Source organism: Caldalkalibacillus uzonensis, from assembly GCF_030814135.1.
In the GTDB taxonomy this organism is placed as follows: domain Bacteria; phylum Bacillota; class Bacilli; order Caldalkalibacillales; family Caldalkalibacillaceae; genus Caldalkalibacillus; species Caldalkalibacillus uzonensis.
In genome coordinates this window covers 117769-133238 of record NZ_JAUSUQ010000001.1, presented here as the reverse complement: position 1 = coordinate 133238, position 15470 = coordinate 117769, and the positions used below count along the sequence as shown (strand labels likewise).

Below are 15470 nucleotides of genomic sequence, written 5' to 3'. Positions count from 1 at the left end.
TTCCTCCTAGATAGCAGACTTGATGATTTTTCCAGACTTTTCATAAATATAGAAACCACGACCGGTTTTACGTCCTAAATTACCTGATTCAACCATCTTCTTTAACAGTGGACATGGCCGGTACTTCGAGTCACTATAGCCTTCATACAATCCTTCCATTGTTGCTAGCAACACATCTAATCCGACAAAATCGGCCAATGTAATAGGTCCCATTTTGTGATTCGCTCCAAGTGTCATCGCCCTGTCAATGTCTTCTGGTGAGGATCCTTCCATTACACAATAGATTGCCTCATTAACCATTGGAATTAAGATTCGGTTGACAAGAAATCCTGGATAATCGGGACATTTTACAGGCTCTTTACCAATGGAATAGATAAATGATACACACGATTCATAGGTGGCTTGTGATGTTATTAAGGAAGGAATCACCTCAACCAGTTTCATGACCGGCGCTGGATAGAAAAAGTGTAACCCGATTACTTTCTCAGGCTGCTTCGTGACAGAACCCAAGGCAGCTATTGACAGTCCAGATGTATTTGAGGCAATAATTGTATTTTCAGCTACTCTACTGTCCACTTCTCTGAAGATTTCCTTTTTAATGTTCATTTCCTCTGGGACCGCTTCAATGACCAACTCTGTTTGACAAACAGAATCAAGCACCACCGATCCGTTTATTCGCTGTAATGTTTGCTCGGCATGTTCTTTTGAGCATTTCCCTTTTTTCTGTTTGCGCTCCAGATTATTTGTTATGTTGTCTAGAGCCAATTGCAAACGTTCGCTACTGATGTCAATCAACTGAACAGGATATCCCGCCTCGGCAATAACTTGAGCAATACCGGATCCCATTAACCCACTTCCTATAACTGACACTTGATTAATTCCGGATTCACTCGTTCTACCGTGCTTCACTTTATCTAGTTGAAGGCTCATAAAACCATACCTCCTCCTACATTGATCACTTCTCCGGTGATGTAAGATGCATGGTCAGAAACTAAAAAAGCAATGCAATTGGCTACATCTTCCGGTTTTCCTGCCCTGCCCATTGGGATCTTCGATATCATCATTTCCCACACTTTTTCTGGAACTCCTCTTGTCATATCTGTGTCAATGAAGCCCGGACAAATAGCATTGACAGTAATATTTTTTTTGGCCAATTCTCGAGCAGCCGTTTTTGTTATGCCTACTACTCCGGCTTTAGCAGCAGCATAATTGGCTTGCCCAATATTGCCTAACCAGCTGGCGGAAGAAATATTAACAATCCTTCCATATTCTTGTTCTCTCATGATGACGCTGGCGGGCTGCATTGTATTAAAAACACCGTTTAAATTGACCGCAATCACTTCACTCCACTGATCTTGTGTCATCTTGTGTAACATAGCATCTCTGTTAATACCGGCATTGTTAATCAAAATATCTAGATGACCATGTTTGCGTACGGTAGAATGAATGAGCTCCCTTGCCTCATCAACATTAGCAACATTGCATAAGAAAGCTTCTGCTCGCCCCCCATTTTGTTTGATGTCTGTAACAGTGTCTTGAGCTCCTTCCTTGTTGACATCACTGACAACAACATAGGCCCCCAGACTTGCCAGTTTTTCAGCAATACCTTTTCCTAATCCCCTTGCAGCACCTGTTACGATGGCTACTTTGCCATTAAGCGTTATCATCCAGTCACATCCCCTCTAGCGTATTTTGCTTATTGCAGACTATATAATCTGTTAAATTATTCCATTTCGAATATTGTTGCTATACCCTGACCGCCTCCAATACACATGGTGCAAATGCCCTGCTTTAATTGACGTCTTTTTAACTCTTCCAATAGCTTAATGGTAATGATGGCACCAGTAGCTCCAATTGGATGTCCTAAAGCAATGGCTCCGCCATTGACATTTACTTTATCTGGATCTAGCTCAAGATCTTTGATAACTGCAACGGCTTGGGCCGCAAATGCTTCATTAAGCTCGACAAGATCAATATCATCTAACGTTAAACCCGCTTTACTAAGTACCTTTCTTACAGCCGGTGCAGGACCAATACCCATAATTTCTGGATCAACCCCCGCCACCGCTTGTTCTCTAACAACAGCTACAGGTTTAATGCCAAGTTCTTCTGCTTTTTCCCTGGACATCAATACCAATGCGGCTGCACCATCATTGATACCTGATGAATTACCTGCTGTTACAGTGCCGTTTTTTTCAAAAGCGGGCTTAAGTTTAGCCAGCTTTTCTAAACTGGTTCCTCGGCGAGGATGTTCATCTTGATCGAAAATGGTGACATCGCCTTTGCGACCTTTTACTTCAACAGGGACGATCTGTTCCTGGAAATACCCATTGTCTATGGCATGAATAGCTTTTTGAATACTTTCAAAGGCAAATTGATCCTGCTCCTCTCTACTGATACCAAATCGTTTGGCTACAATTTCTGCTGTAACTCCCATGGCATAGTGACCAAATGGGTCTGTTAAAGCTGTTAACAAACCGTCCTCTAATTGATCATGACCAAATCGATAGCCATAACGCCCCTTGCGAATATAATATGGATATTGATCCATGTTTTCCGTCCCACCAGCAACCACCACGTCAGCATGACCGGTCTGAATTAGCTGCACAGCGCTGTTAATTGCTTGTAATCCCGATCCGCATAAGCGGTTAACCGCATAGGCGTTACTACTGGTAGGAAGTCCAGCTTTTAGGGCAACCATCCTCGCGATGAAAGCATTTTCAGCAATTTGCCCCACACAGCCGATAATAACCTCATCTATTAATCCAGCTTCAATTTCCGAACGTTTAAGTGCTTCTTTGACTGTAATGGCCCCTAAATCTGCAGCATGAACATCCTTTAAGCTGCCCCCCATTGTCCCGATAGGTGTTCTAGCGTACCCAGCAATAACAACATCCTTCATCTTTGTTCCCCTTTCCAACATTATTTTTTTCTGACTGCTCCACTACTTTCCCTTAGTACTAACGAAGGTTCTAAAATAATTTTTTGGTGGCTCACCTCCTCTTTTCTGGTAATATGGTTGAGAAGAAGTTCACATCCCAGTTTGCCGATCTCGTATTTTTGGACATCGACAGTAGTTAATGGCACTCTAAAGTCCTCCGAAAAATCAATATTATCAGATCCGACTATTGAAATATCACCTGGGATTGTATAACCATTATCAAGTAGTGCTTTAGCTGCACCAAAAGCCATTAAATCACTGGCGGCAAAAAAAGCAGTAGGAATTGTGCGAGAAGTTTGCATTAACTTAGTGATTTTTTCATAAGTCTTCTCCATGCTATATTCTCCATCGATGATCCAGGAAGGATTGACAGGAATGTTATGACTTGCTAACATAGCTTGGTACCCTTTTTCCCTTGATTTGCTGTTTTGACGGTTACCACCGATGAAGCCAATCTGTGTATGCCCGAGTTGTAGAAGATGTTTAGTAGCTATCTGTCCAACTTTATAACTATCAACACAAACAAGGCTACCTGTATAGTTTTCGGGGGCACGATTTATAAGAACATGTGGGATACCTTCTTTTTGGACCAGTTTAAGAGCCTTGGAATTCAAATCATCAATTGTAGCCAGAATAACACCGTCTACGCCCTGGTCTATCATAGACTCCAATAATAGGTATTCTTTCTCTTCATCATCTCCAGTAGTACAGAGCATCACATTATAACCCTCATTTATAGCGTTGTCCTCAACCCCTTCTAACATCAGCGGATAGAACGGATTGGTGATTTCTGTCACTGTAATCCCTATGATATTGCTTTCTTTTCTTTTTAAAGAACGAGCTACTCTGTTGGGACGGTATCCCAAGTCTTCAATGGCTTGTTGAACCCGTTGCTTTAAATCATCGCTTACATATTTTGATTTATTGATAACTGCAGAGACAGTTGCCACTGATACTCCAGCCTTTCTGGCTACGTCTTTTATCGTTGCCATCCCCAATCTTACACTCCTTTTCCAGTTAAACGATTAGCTAAACGATTAGCTAATCGTTTAACTGAATTATAAACGATATTCCTATACTTTGTCTAGAGAAAAATAATATTTTTTGTTTTGTTTATAAAATTTATTTATTTTGATCGTATTAACATTATTTTATTAATTCTAGTTAAATTCATCATAATTTAAGATTATGTCAACTAAAGATGCCCTGACTTTGTAGAGTTCAGGGCATAAAAACATAGTCTATACGCTTAAGCTTTAAAGAGACATAGATGTTTACTCAAAACATGCGTACATTCTCCGCCTACTACTCAACCTCTGTTTCCTGTCCAGTTGCAGATTCAGCTTCTTCATCGTCCGTTTCAGCTGCTTCGTCGGAGCCCGTTTCACCCCCTCCTTGCTGACGCTTCCAATCCGCCAGTTGCTTTTCAATCTCCGTCATCATCCGGCCTGCTTGCTCCCATTGCCCTGCTGCCATGGCGTTCCGATAAGACTCAAACAGATCAGCTAATTGTTCCACCAAGGATTCGGCAGTCACGATCAATGGTGTTTGCTCGTCTTGCCCAGGTTGTGCTCCATCGGGCCGGACAGCCCCTGCTTCCATTTCCACTAGACGTTCAATCGCTTCTGCAAAGGTGTCTTCCATCACAATGTAATCCTGGTAAGCAACAATGATCTTGCCTACTTCAGGCAAGGAGCTGCGAGAATCGGATTCAATATAGACAGGCTCGACGTAGAGAAGTGTATCCTCTATGGGAATCACCAACAAATTGCCTCTGATGGTCCGTGAGCCGCCTTGGGACCAAAGATTTAATTGTTGAGAGATATAAGGATCTTGGTTTATCCGGTTTTCAATCTGTTGCGGTCCGTACACGGTCCGTTGTTTGGGAAAACGGTACAAGAGCAGTTCACCATAATTTTCTCCATCATTCCTGGCAGCCAACCAGGCAATCATGTTTTGCCTGTTATTTGGGGTGAATGGCTGCATGAGGATAAATTCTTCCCGCTCCTCATCGGGAAGCTGCATGGTAATATAGTAAGGTTCCATGATAATGTCTTGATCATAATATTTCTCTGTAGGAAAGGCCCACATATCCTCCCGGTTGTAGAACACTTCCAAATCACTCATATGATAGGTTCGAAAGATCTCTGCCTGATAGGTGAACATATTAACGGGGTAACGGAAATGGGCCTGGATATCCTCTGGTATCTCTTCGGTAAACAAATCCGGGAAAATGTTAGCATATGTTTGCCACAACGGATCATCTGGGTCAACAACATAAAAATGCACTTCACCAGTGTAGGCATCCACAACTGCTTTGATCGGGTTGCGGATATAATTGAAGCCTGCTCCCACCGGTTCAGCATAAGGGTATTGACGGGTTGTCGTGTAAGCATCTACAATCCAGATCAGAGTACCATCATCACGCACCACAATGTACGGATCTTGATCATACGTCAGGAAGGGGGCAATGGCGTTAAGCCGCTCCATAATGTTCCGCTTTCTGAGCAGTTGACTCTCTTGGTTGATCAAACCGGAAATAAAGATACGCGGTGATCCTTCCTCCCAGGCATAAATAAAACGGTTGAGCCGGGTCATGGGAATACCTGTATCGGCTGTATAGCGGTAAGTGACGTTGGATTCTCCTTCAGGATAATTAAACTCATCCACTTTTGTGTTAATAATGACATGGGGATATACCTGCTCCCCAAAGTAGATCTGCGGCCGGGTTATCTCCGGACTGCCTTCAGGGGGCAGATTTTTAACCAAAAATTCCGGCTGACCCTGAGGCGTCACTTCATTCACATGACTGGCGGCAATACCGTATCCATGTGTGTAGCGCAGCGTCCGGTTCACCCATGTTTGGGCCTGGGAAGGCAATTGATCTGTGTTTAACTCCCTGGCCCCAATAAACACTTGCTGATATTCCCCATCAATCATATAGCGGTCTACGTCCACATCATTAAACTGGTAATAGGTGCGAAATGATTGGATCTGGTTATAGACATCAAGGAGAGGTCTGGCGTCATTAATGCGCACATTATCCAAAGTAAGGCTGTTTCTCTCCACCAAATCCCCAGAGATTGTCCCCGTGCCCGGATGAACCTGTTGGTTAATGTTATCTAAGCCATACGCTTGCCTGGTAAAAATTAAATTATGTTCAAGATAGGGTTCTTCACGGTGAAACTCGTTGGGCGTGACCATAAATTGCTGCACGCCCCATGCTGCCAGTTGGCCGAACAATAATACAATCACGTACAGTGCCGGACCGGCCACTAACAAGCGCCAGTTGCGCCTAGATAAACCGGCAATGACAGCTAAGGCAGAGATAATCGGCAAGGCAGCAAGCACGTAGGCCAAAGGAATATTAATCACAGCGTCAGTGTAGCTTACGCCATAAACCACACTCTTCTGTTGAAAGCCATTTATGGTATCGCTTAAGAGCGTATCATAGCGACCCAAAAAATGTTTGGCCCCCAAAACCACACCGAATAACAGCACGCTCAGCATGAGCTGCACTCTGGCTCCCCAGTCTGTCCAATACAACTTTGATATCCCGTAGGCACTGCCTTGAATGATTAAAATGACGACAATCAAGCCTAAGAGTGAACTGACAACAAAATTCCAGAAAGGCAGGGTATACACATAGAAGGCTACGTCATGACCGAAGACGGGATCACTCACCTGAAAAGGAACCTGATGCTGGTAAGTTAAAAATCTTTCCCAGCCTAACCCCTGCACAATGCTTGAACCTATCAAGCCATATAAAAAGGACAGTCCCCAGCTGCTGAGGAAAAACAGCTTACTGTGACGAAACACAAACGGTAATTCATCCGGTTGAAAGTTGCGCACATATGCCCGCCTGATGCCCAGCAGAGTCAAAAACAGCGTACAGCTAAACAACAGAAAGCCAACAGCAAACAAGAGTATCCGTGCTGAAAAAATAGTAACAAAAACATCGCTAAAACCCAATGAATCCATCCAAATATATTCGCTTACTAAAGCAATCCCCAGATCACTCACGATAAACAGTATAATGAGAAGTACAACTACACCGGTCCAGAATGTTTTTTTCTTATTCAAGTTTAGTTTTGGCTTAAAATCTTCATTATGATAAACTTTAAACTTCAAAGCACTGCTTCCCCCTGTTCCCCCAGTAATGACTGAGCAAAAAATTTAAAGCCCTCCCCTCCAGAGCAGGAGTATAGGAAGGCTAACAATGTCATATCATTGGATTAACATTGTATCAGCACTCTTCCGGCTTGCCAGCATCATCAGCCGTACGGAATGAAGTGCCGCAACCACAGGTGACAGTTGCATTAGGATTGTCAATGGTGAACCCGCCACCCATTAAATTTTCTTTATAGTCAATTTTGGTCCCAGCCAAATATTTTTTGCTTTCAGCATCCACCACAATGGTGATGCCGTGTTGTTCAAATACGTCATCGTCATCATTTTTTTCTGTGTCAAAACCCATGCCGTAAGTAAACCCGCTGCATCCACCATAGGTCACACCGATCCGCAGATATGGGCTTCCTTCTTCCTGGGCCAGCATTTCTTTAATTTTGGCACTGGCGCTTTCCGTAATGGTAATCATCTCAACATCCCTCCTTAAGGAGTGCTCTGTAATTATTATATCGCGACAACCCAGCAGACACAAGGTACGTTCTTCATTACCCCTCTGCGTCAATCTCTCCCGGCTCAATATGTATCTGCTTAAAAATATGATAAAATATGAACCACAAGAGGTTGTGTTTTAGATACACAACCACTATGATTAAGCGAGTTCTATTTTTATCCTGAGTGAAAGGGTGAAAAACGATGGATCTTTTAAACAATAAGAAAAAGGGCAAATCACAGTTTACTATCCTGAATAATGACTCAACTGATGGACATGGCGGATTTGGTGTAGGCACGTTGAGTTTAAACGATGTTTCTCCTGTCATCATTGATGTGGATCATGAAACAGCATATGTGGATATGGGCGCTTTACATGCCAGAAGTGAAGTGGAAAAACGGATTAAATTTCTCCCCAATAAAGATGAGGTACCGGGTGGCCGTCCTTACTGGGTGGTATGGGTCACAGTGGACCGTAATGAAGATGGCCCCTATTATGCGGGAGTGGCTGCTTGCGAGATGACGGTTGACAAGGAAGCACGGCGCGGATATAAAAATTTGGCTGAACATGTCAACAACATGGATAAAGCGATCAAACGCAAAATTGTAGTCTCCCATATGGATGACAAGTCCAAAAAGATCCTGAAAGAATTCTTACAAGGCCATAACAAAGAGATGTGGGAGCGCGCCAGTGAACAGCTAAAGCAAGAGTTGGAAGCTTAGCTTATTTTTTACCTTAAGTGGTGAGAAAACACCAGAGTAAGGCAGGCCTGTACCATATGCTTGTCTGCTACAAATAGAAAAACCTTTGAGTCCATGCCTCAAAGGTTCTTCTTATCTTAATCAAGTTTTACTGATCGTCATTGTAACATTCACTCTGTAGACCCATTTAAGCCTCATGGGCTTTGTCATATAAGGCGTGCAGCTTGGCAATAATGCTCTCCATGTCATTGTCCTCAATTTCATGACGCTGGACAATGCCTACAATCTTACCATCCTTTAGTACAGCAAAAGAAGGGGACGAAGGCGGATAACCTTCAAAATATTCACGGGCACGGGCCGTCGCTTCTTTCTCTTGTCCGGCAAAGACGGTAAACAGGTGATCAGGCTTTTTGTCATAGTTTAATGAATGAACGGCTGCAGGACGGGCCAATCCGGCAGCACAGCCGCACACAGAGTTGACGACAACCAGTGCCACACCTTTAGCCGATTGGAACGCTTCGTCCACTTCTTCCGGTGTTTTCAACTCGACAAACCCGTGACGAGTTAACTCTTCACGCATGGGTCGGATCATGAGATCCATCTGGTTTTGGAAAAACATATTCATAGACTCAAGACCTCCTTTATTCACCCTGATTGGCTTTTTATTTTTCCTGTTCGGCTTGCAGGGATACGGGACGGGCTGGTGTAAAGGTGGAAATGGCATGTTTATACACAAGTTGCTGTTTTCCTTCAGAGTCGATCACAATCGTGAAATTATCAAAAGCTCTAACAAAACCTCTCAGTTGATAACCATTGACAAGGTAGACTGTCACGGGGATATTCTCTTTGCGGATTTGGTTTAGGAAGAAATCCTGAATATTAATATTCTGTTTCATTTTATAATGTTCCTCCTCATCTTAGTCCTTCTTTAATTTATTCTAGACCATTTGCCATTTTCCTGCCACATAGTGGATAATATTTTTGACCAGGGCAGGGAATTGGTGATGATCTATCACTTCAAACCAGCGGATTTCATCCATGCGTCGAAACCAGGTAAGCTGCCTCTTGGCGTACCGCCGTGTGTTGCGCTTAATCAGTTCCACGGCCTCATCCAAAGTCAATTCATCCTCCAAATAGCGGACAATCTCTTTGTAGCCGATGGCTTGCATGGCTGTGGATCTCCTCGGTACGCCCCGGTTTAACAACTGCCTCACTTCCTCAACCAAACCTTGTGCTATCATGTTATCGACCCGCTGATTGATGCGTTCATACAGTTTTTCCCGCTGCATGGTTAAGCCAATCATGATCAGGTCATAAGGTGAAAGGCGGTGCCAATCTTGTTGATAATGGGCCATGCTTTGCCCTGTTGTCTCAATAATTTCCAGCGCCCGTATCACCCTTCTGGTATTATTGGGATGGAGCTCTTTCGCGTAGGACGGATCCCGCTTTTGTAATTCCTTGTGTAAAGCCTCTTTACCATGTTCGGCCAAAAACCTTTCCCAATTCTCCCTCAGCCCGGGATCATACTCTTCAGCAAAATGAAAGTCATGGGTGACGGCCTGAACATAAAGACCTGTGCCTCCGACCAGAATGGGTATACGTCCCCGTTCATTAATCTCCTTGATGCAAGACTTGGTTAAGCTCTGAAACTGGGAAACTGAGAAGTCCTCGTCAGGTTCAAGGATATCGATCAGATAGTGGGGAATCCCTTCCTTCTCTTCCTCGGTAATTTTGGCGGTGCCAATATCCATACCTTTATACACTTGCATGGAATCCCCTGAAATGATCTCCCCCTTCAAAGCCTTGGCCAATTCAATACTCAGTCTTGTTTTTCCGACGGCTGTAGGGCCGACAATGGCCAGTAATCTATATTTATCCATCGTAACCGGCCTCCAATTCAATGATGCCAAACCAATGGGAGGCATGAGGACGCACAATGGGTTTGAAACCCAATGCCTCAAAACGCGGGCTCTCCCGGGAATCTTTTAGGACAATGCGCTTTTTGGCCACCCGCTTGGCCTCTTCAATGGCACTTCTCTGTAATTCTTCGTAGTTAGCCAGCCGTTTCAGTGGTGCGATTCCCATTGAGCGGTGCACCGTTTGCTCAAACATAGGGTCAAAGTAGACCACGTCAAACTGATTATTGGCACATTGTTTCAGGAAAGAGAGATGATGATCGCAAAACACCGCAATGCGTCTCATTGCCTCGTTAACTGCTTTTTGTTCAGTCTCTCTTGTTCGCAGCCCGTCCTGAACGATATAGGCTAACACCGGCACTGACTCTACGCCGACAACCCGTCCTTTCTCTCCAACCAGATAGCTGGCCACAATGGCATCGGAGCCCAATCCAAGGGTGCAATCCAATACGGACATCCCCTCTTCTAGCCCTGCGGCTTTACCCAGGGGATCTTCTTCTCCGCGCAATAGACGCCGGATCCGCAGCATCGCTGAATTAGGGTGAAAGAAAAAAGGTTGCTGCTCTCCATCACAGAAGACACATTTCATCCCTTCTGTTGTGATCAAAACAATGTGATCCGCCTGGTGAATGTGACACAGGGCCCGGATCGAGTAGGATCTGCGGCGGACAAAGGGAAGACCCAATTCCTGGGCCACGTGTCTCGCCTTTGATTCGAGATGTTCCTGCTTTCGTGCTGTGGTCACTAGCATGATTACATCACTCTTTTAAACATTTTTTCGATATCATATTTAGTGAGTAAAACGGTAATGGGTCGTCCATGGGGGCAAGTGAAGGGATTGGAACTCTGGCGGAGTTGTTCAAGTAAGGCTTCCATTTCTGCTCTGGTCAGATACTGGTTGGCTTTAATGGATTGTTTACAGGCCATCATTTTAGCTACTTCGTCCCTGAAATAAATCCACTCCAGTTTGCCCTTGTGTCGGATAACAGTATCAATGATCTCTCGAATCAAAATTTCCTCTTCCCCCTCTGGAAACCAGGCAGGGTGAGAGCGGACTATATATGCATGGTGCCCAAATTCTTCTAAAAATAGACCTATTTTCTTCAACATGTCTTGATGCTTATTGATCAAGGCAGCTTCGCCAGCCGTAAATTCCAAAACAAGCGGAACGGCCAAATCTTGACTGACCCGCTCAGGCTGATTTAATTTTTTGGCAAAATGTTCATACCAGATTCGTTCTTGTGCGGCGTGCTGATCAATCATGTACAATCCTTGTTCATTTTGAGCTAAAATGTAGGTGCCATGAAGCTGGGCTAACGGATACAACAAGGGGATTTTGTCAGCCGATGTCTCTTGTTCTGGGTCAGCTGCCGATGCTGCCGATTGATCCGGTACTGTGGCTTCTGTCTGTTGTTCGATTGATTCGTCCGAGGTTTGCGCTTGCTGATCATATTGAGACAGTTGGTCATGGACTTGCTTGTGGTCATGGATCTGACCAACTGTACCAGCAGGATGACGAGTACCGTGGCTTGCTTGTTGGTCCTCTCTGTCACCTTGGGCTGACTGATCCTCCTTCTGCTCTGGCAAACGCAGGTTGAATGTTTGCTGGACCGCCTGTTGCTGATGTTGTCTCCGCCTGTTCCCACCTGACAAAGGGGCAGGAATCAGGCTTTGTTCCTGCAAAGCCTTTTTGATCTCCCCTTCCAGCCAGCCCAGCAACTCTTTTTCCTTGCTCAGCCTGATCTCCAATTTCGACGGATGAACATTGACATCCAGCAAACTGGGATCCATTTTCAAATCGAGGACAACCACAGGGTAACGATTGACGGGCAACAGGGTATGATAAGCTTGCAAAACCGCTTTATGGATACCTGGATGCTTGACATAGCGACCGTTAACGATCACAGTCAGGTAATGCCTGTTGGCCCGGGTCAGATCCGGCTTGCTCAATAAGCCCTCTGCTTCAAAATCAAGATGGGTGGCCTGAAAGGGGATCATCTGTCTGGCAGCCTGATGCCCGTAGATCCCAGCTAAAATGTGCAACCGGTCTCCATTGCCACTGGTTGAGAGCAGTGTTCGGCCATTGTGTAGCAAACAGAAGGAGATGGCGGTGTGGGCCAGGGCCAAGCGGTTCATCCAGTCGCTGATATGGCTGAGCTCTGTATGCAGTGTTTTTAAATATTTATAGCGGGCGGGCGTATTGTAAAACAGGTCTGTCACTTCCACCACGGTTCCCTGCCGCAGAGGGGCATCTTCAACACTTGTTACCTGTCCCCCTTCCAAACAGAGACGTGTCCCTGCCTTTTCCTGCCCATCCCAGGTTTGCAAGGACACCTTGGCCACAGCAGCTATGCTGGGCAAAGCTTCACCTCTGAAACCCAGTGTGTGAATACGAAACAGATCACGCTCTGTTCTCACTTTGCTGGTGGCGTGCCGCTCAAAAGCCAACTGACTGTCTTGACGAGACATACCTATGCCATTATCCGTCACTTTAATCTTTTTTAATCCCCCATCCTCTACTTCCACCTTAATCACGGTACTCTGTGCATCAATGGCATTTTCTACCAACTCTTTCACCACGGAGGACGGGCGTTCCACTACTTCTCCGGCTGCAATTTTGTTGGCCAGTACCTCATTCATCACCTGAATGCGAGTCATGTTCTCCCCCCTTTGCCTTTCAGCCGTTGTTGCAAGCGGTAGAGGGTGTTCAATGCTTCCAGGGGTGTTGTGTTAATTAAATCCAGTCCTTCAATCTCAGCGAGAATCTTCTTTTGCCACTTTGGTGTTTGCCTGGTCCCTTCTTGCTGCTCCTCCTCTGCAAATAAAGAAAGTTGGACAAGCTGCCCGGCCTCGCTAACCTTGGAATGTTCTGTACCTAGAGCAGCCTCCCCTTTAGATTCCAGCACCTCTAAAATGGCGGCAGCCCGATTAATCACATGTTCAGGCATACCTGCCAGCTCGGCTACGTGGATGCCGTAACTGCGGTCCGCCTTGCCCTCCAATACTTTATGTAAAAACGTGACACGTCCTTCATGTTCCGAACAGGCCACATGCACATTTTGAACCCGCTCCAGTTGGTACTCCAGATCTGTTAGCTCATGATAGTGGGTGGAGAATAAGGTCTTGGCCTGCACATGGTCATGAATGTATTCAATCACGGCCTGGGCCAGGGACATGCCGTCGTAAGTGGCGGTGCCCCGGCCGATTTCATCCAGTAAAATAAGGCTGTTTGGCGTGGCCTGGGTTATGGCCCGTTTGGTTTCCACCATTTCAACCATAAACGTGCTCTGCCCGCCAACTAAGTCATCGGCTGCACCAATCCGGGTAAAAATTTGATCAAAAATGGGCAGTGTAGCTTCTTGTGCAGGGACGAAGCAGCCCATCTGGGCCATGATCACAATCTGGGCCAGCTGGCGCATGTATGTGCTTTTACCAGCCATATTGGGGCCGGTAATCAGTAAAATTTGGCGGTCACGATCGTTCATATGCACATCATTAGCGACAAACTCCCCGCTGGGCAAGACCTGTTCCACCACAGGATGGCGTCCGGCTTGAACGACAAGTTCACCGTTGTGACTAAAGGCAGGACGAACGTAATGATGTTGTTCACTCACCTTGGCAAAGGAACACAAACAGTCAAGCTGGGCAATTGTCTGGGCCAGTTTCTGCAAGCGCTCGGTGTAAGTTTTGACCTGATGTCGCAACTCGCCGAATAGCTGATGCTCTAATTCAAGCGCCCTTTCACTGGCGTCGAGGATCATGGCTTCCTTTTCTTTCAGCTCCGGCGTAATGAACCGCTCAGCGTTGCTCAGGGTCTGTTTGCGTTGGTAACGTCCCTCATCAAGGAGGTGAACATTGGCTTTGGTCACCTCAATATAGTAGCCGAACACCTTGTTATATCCCACTTTTAATGACTTGATCCCTGTTCGTTCCCTTTCTTTCAGTTCCAGCTCGGAAATCCAGTGCTTTCCCTCCCGGCTGGCCTGATTCAGCCGGTCCAATTCTTCATGATATCCTGGCTTGAAGATGCCCCCTTCTTTAATGGTGGCCGGTGCATCTTCTGCCAGGGCTTTATCCAACAAAGTGACCAACTCCGGGCAGGGGTCAATCTGCTTGATCAAAGGCTGTATGTCAGCAGCCGGCAATTTGGAGAGCTGCCCCACAAGATCAGGCAACACCTGTAATGAACGTTTCAATTGCAACAAGTCCCGTGGGGTGACATTGCCAAAAGCTACCCTGGCTGCTAAACGCTCCAGGTCATACACATCTTTTAAAAGCAACATGATCTCCTCACGGACAAAAGGGTCATTGACCAAGATCTCAACAAGATTTAAGCGCTGTTCAATTAGCTCCCTGTTCAACAAGGGACGCATCAGCCATTTTTTTAGCAGCCGCCCTCCCATCGCCGTACAGGTTTTATCAAGGAGCCATAATAATGATCCTTTTTTGCTCCGTTCACGCAACGTTTCGAGCAATTCAAGATTGCGCTTGGCATGGGCATCCAATGCCAAAAAGGCCTGGGTCTCATAATAGTGGAACGGTTGCAGGTGATCGATCATCTTTTTTTGGGTGTCCAGTAAATACCCATACATCAGACCCAGCGCTTCGCTGATCGCTTCACCGGCAGATGATGCCTGTTGATGCTTCAACCATTCTGAGCTGTTCACTTCAGCGAGTGAGCTAGGTTCCCGCACAGTGACAATTCCCGGATAGTGTTGCTTCAGCCCTTTGATTTCGTCTTGACTGAAGGCTGTGGAAATGATTACCTCTTTGGGTCGAAAATGGCTTGTCTCCTCAAGTAACAATTCCCATTCCGATATCTTTGTACCGGTTACTTCTCCGGTGGACAAATCGCAGCCTACGACAGCATACTCACCATGTGTTTTCGTCAAAAACAGCATGAAATTGTTTTCGTCATCAGCCAGCATGCTCTCTTCCATTAACGTTCCCGGGGTAATGACGCGAATCACTTCCCGTTTAACAACCCCTTTGGCCTCTTTAGGGTCTTCCACCTGCTCACATATGGCGACTTTATGTCCTTGGTCGATCATCTTTTTTATGTATTGATTTGCTGTATGATAAGGAACGCCACACATCGGGATCTTTTCACCGTTTTTTCCTGCTGGGCGGCTGGTTAACGTGATCTCTAGAATTTGGGCTGCCTGCTGGGCATCCTCAAAGAACAATTCATAGAAATCTCCTAGGCGAAAAAACAAAAAAGCATCAGGATATTCTTTTTTAATCGATAAATATTGCTCCATCATCGGTGTATATTGTGCCATGGCTCTCCCCCA

Annotated in this window: 13 protein-coding genes; 1 reads left to right on the top strand and 12 read right to left on the bottom strand. The window is 45.5% G+C overall.

All coding sequences use genetic code 11. The annotated features are described in order from the left end of the window. Positions 1-6: 6 nt before the first annotated feature. From J2S00_RS00660 to erpA, 6 genes are all read right to left on the bottom strand, one after another. Positions 7-930, bottom strand: a complete 924-nt coding sequence (locus J2S00_RS00660) for a 3-hydroxyacyl-CoA dehydrogenase family protein (RefSeq protein WP_307334408.1) — start codon at positions 928-930, stop codon at positions 7-9. Then, on the bottom strand, positions 927-1667 hold the full coding sequence (gene fabG, locus J2S00_RS00655) for a 3-oxoacyl-ACP reductase FabG (protein WP_307334405.1): 741 nt from the start codon (positions 1665-1667) through the stop codon (positions 927-929). The genes J2S00_RS00660 and fabG overlap by 4 nt, the downstream gene beginning before the upstream one ends. Before the next feature lie 56 nt (positions 1668-1723). Then, on the bottom strand, positions 1724-2902 hold the full coding sequence (locus J2S00_RS00650) for a thiolase family protein (RefSeq protein WP_307334404.1): 1179 nt from the start codon (positions 2900-2902) through the stop codon (positions 1724-1726). Between the two features lie 20 nt (positions 2903-2922). After that, the gene (locus J2S00_RS00645) at positions 2923-3933 is read right to left on the bottom strand and encodes a LacI family DNA-binding transcriptional regulator (protein ID WP_307334402.1); all 1011 of its coding nucleotides are present in this window, start codon (positions 3931-3933) and stop codon (positions 2923-2925) included. Positions 3934-4246: 313 nt separating this feature from the next. Beyond that, positions 4247-7072, bottom strand: coding sequence for a UPF0182 family membrane protein (locus J2S00_RS00640; RefSeq protein WP_307334399.1), 2826 nt, complete (start codon positions 7070-7072; stop codon positions 4247-4249). A 115-nt stretch (positions 7073-7187) separates the two neighbouring features. Then, positions 7188-7538: an iron-sulfur cluster insertion protein ErpA gene (gene erpA, locus J2S00_RS00635; RefSeq protein WP_307334396.1), complete on the bottom strand. Its 351-nt coding sequence runs from the start codon at positions 7536-7538 to the stop codon at positions 7188-7190. Between the two features lie 224 nt (positions 7539-7762). On the opposite strand from erpA, the gene J2S00_RS00630 reads away from it, so the two are divergent. Then, positions 7763-8281, top strand: a complete 519-nt coding sequence (locus tag J2S00_RS00630; RefSeq protein WP_307334393.1) for a YwhD family protein — start codon at positions 7763-7765, stop codon at positions 8279-8281. A 166-nt stretch (positions 8282-8447) separates the two neighbouring features. Here J2S00_RS00630 and J2S00_RS00625 read toward each other — a convergent pair whose 3' ends face one another. Genes J2S00_RS00625 through mutS form a run of 6 tightly spaced genes read right to left on the bottom strand, consistent with a single transcriptional unit; the run spans position 8448 to position 15458 of the window. Beyond that, on the bottom strand, positions 8448-8885 hold the full coding sequence (locus J2S00_RS00625; protein WP_307334391.1) for a BrxA/BrxB family bacilliredoxin: 438 nt from the start codon (positions 8883-8885) through the stop codon (positions 8448-8450). Positions 8886-8922: 37 nt separating this feature from the next. After that, positions 8923-9156, bottom strand: a complete 234-nt coding sequence (gene hfq, locus J2S00_RS00620; protein ID WP_307334388.1) for an RNA chaperone Hfq — start codon at positions 9154-9156, stop codon at positions 8923-8925. Positions 9157-9198: 42 nt separating this feature from the next. Further along, positions 9199-10140 (bottom strand): tRNA (adenosine(37)-N6)-dimethylallyltransferase MiaA, encoded by a 942-nt coding sequence (gene miaA, locus J2S00_RS00615; RefSeq protein ID WP_307334385.1) that lies wholly within the window; start codon positions 10138-10140, stop codon positions 9199-9201. After that, the gene (locus J2S00_RS00610) at positions 10133-10927 is read right to left on the bottom strand and encodes a class I SAM-dependent methyltransferase (RefSeq protein ID WP_307334382.1); all 795 of its coding nucleotides are present in this window, start codon (positions 10925-10927) and stop codon (positions 10133-10135) included. The genes miaA and J2S00_RS00610 overlap by 8 nt, the downstream gene beginning before the upstream one ends. 2 nt (positions 10928-10929) lie before the next feature. Then, positions 10930-12834 carry a DNA mismatch repair endonuclease MutL gene (gene mutL / locus J2S00_RS00605; RefSeq protein WP_307334379.1) on the bottom strand — a complete coding sequence of 635 codons (1905 nt, stop codon included), beginning with the start codon at positions 12832-12834 and terminating at the stop codon, positions 10930-10932. Further along, positions 12831-15458, bottom strand: coding sequence for a DNA mismatch repair protein MutS (gene mutS / locus J2S00_RS00600; protein ID WP_307334377.1), 2628 nt, complete (start codon positions 15456-15458; stop codon positions 12831-12833). Before mutS ends, mutL begins: the two co-directional genes overlap by 4 nt. Positions 15459-15470 lie beyond the last annotated feature (12 nt).

Excerpts from the sequence above, each read along its gene's own strand:
- J2S00_RS00660 (WP_307334408.1), bottom strand. The coding sequence starts at position 930 with ATGAGCCTTCAACTAGATAAAGTGAAGCACGGTAGAACGAGTGAATCC.
- J2S00_RS00610 (WP_307334382.1), bottom strand. The coding sequence starts at position 10,927 with ATGCTAGTGACCACAGCACGAAAGCAGGAACATCTCGAATCAAAGGCG.
- hfq (WP_307334388.1), bottom strand. The coding sequence starts at position 9,156 with ATGAAACAGAATATTAATATTCAGGATTTCTTCCTAAACCAAATCCGC.
- erpA (WP_307334396.1), bottom strand. The coding sequence starts at position 7,538 with ATGATTACCATTACGGAAAGCGCCAGTGCCAAAATTAAAGAAATGCTG.
- mutS (WP_307334377.1), bottom strand. The coding sequence starts at position 15,458 with ATGGCACAATATACACCGATGATGGAGCAATATTTATCGATTAAAAAA.
- mutL (WP_307334379.1), bottom strand. The coding sequence starts at position 12,834 with ATGACTCGCATTCAGGTGATGAATGAGGTACTGGCCAACAAAATTGCA.
- J2S00_RS00645 (WP_307334402.1), bottom strand. The coding sequence starts at position 3,933 with ATGGCAACGATAAAAGACGTAGCCAGAAAGGCTGGAGTATCAGTGGCA.
- J2S00_RS00650 (WP_307334404.1), bottom strand. The coding sequence starts at position 2,902 with ATGAAGGATGTTGTTATTGCTGGGTACGCTAGAACACCTATCGGGACA.
- J2S00_RS00630 (WP_307334393.1), top strand. The coding sequence starts at position 7,763 with ATGGATCTTTTAAACAATAAGAAAAAGGGCAAATCACAGTTTACTATC.
- J2S00_RS00625 (WP_307334391.1), bottom strand. The coding sequence starts at position 8,885 with ATGAATATGTTTTTCCAAAACCAGATGGATCTCATGATCCGACCCATG.
- miaA (WP_307334385.1), bottom strand. The coding sequence starts at position 10,140 with ATGGATAAATATAGATTACTGGCCATTGTCGGCCCTACAGCCGTCGGA.
- fabG (WP_307334405.1), bottom strand. The coding sequence starts at position 1,667 with ATGATAACGCTTAATGGCAAAGTAGCCATCGTAACAGGTGCTGCAAGG.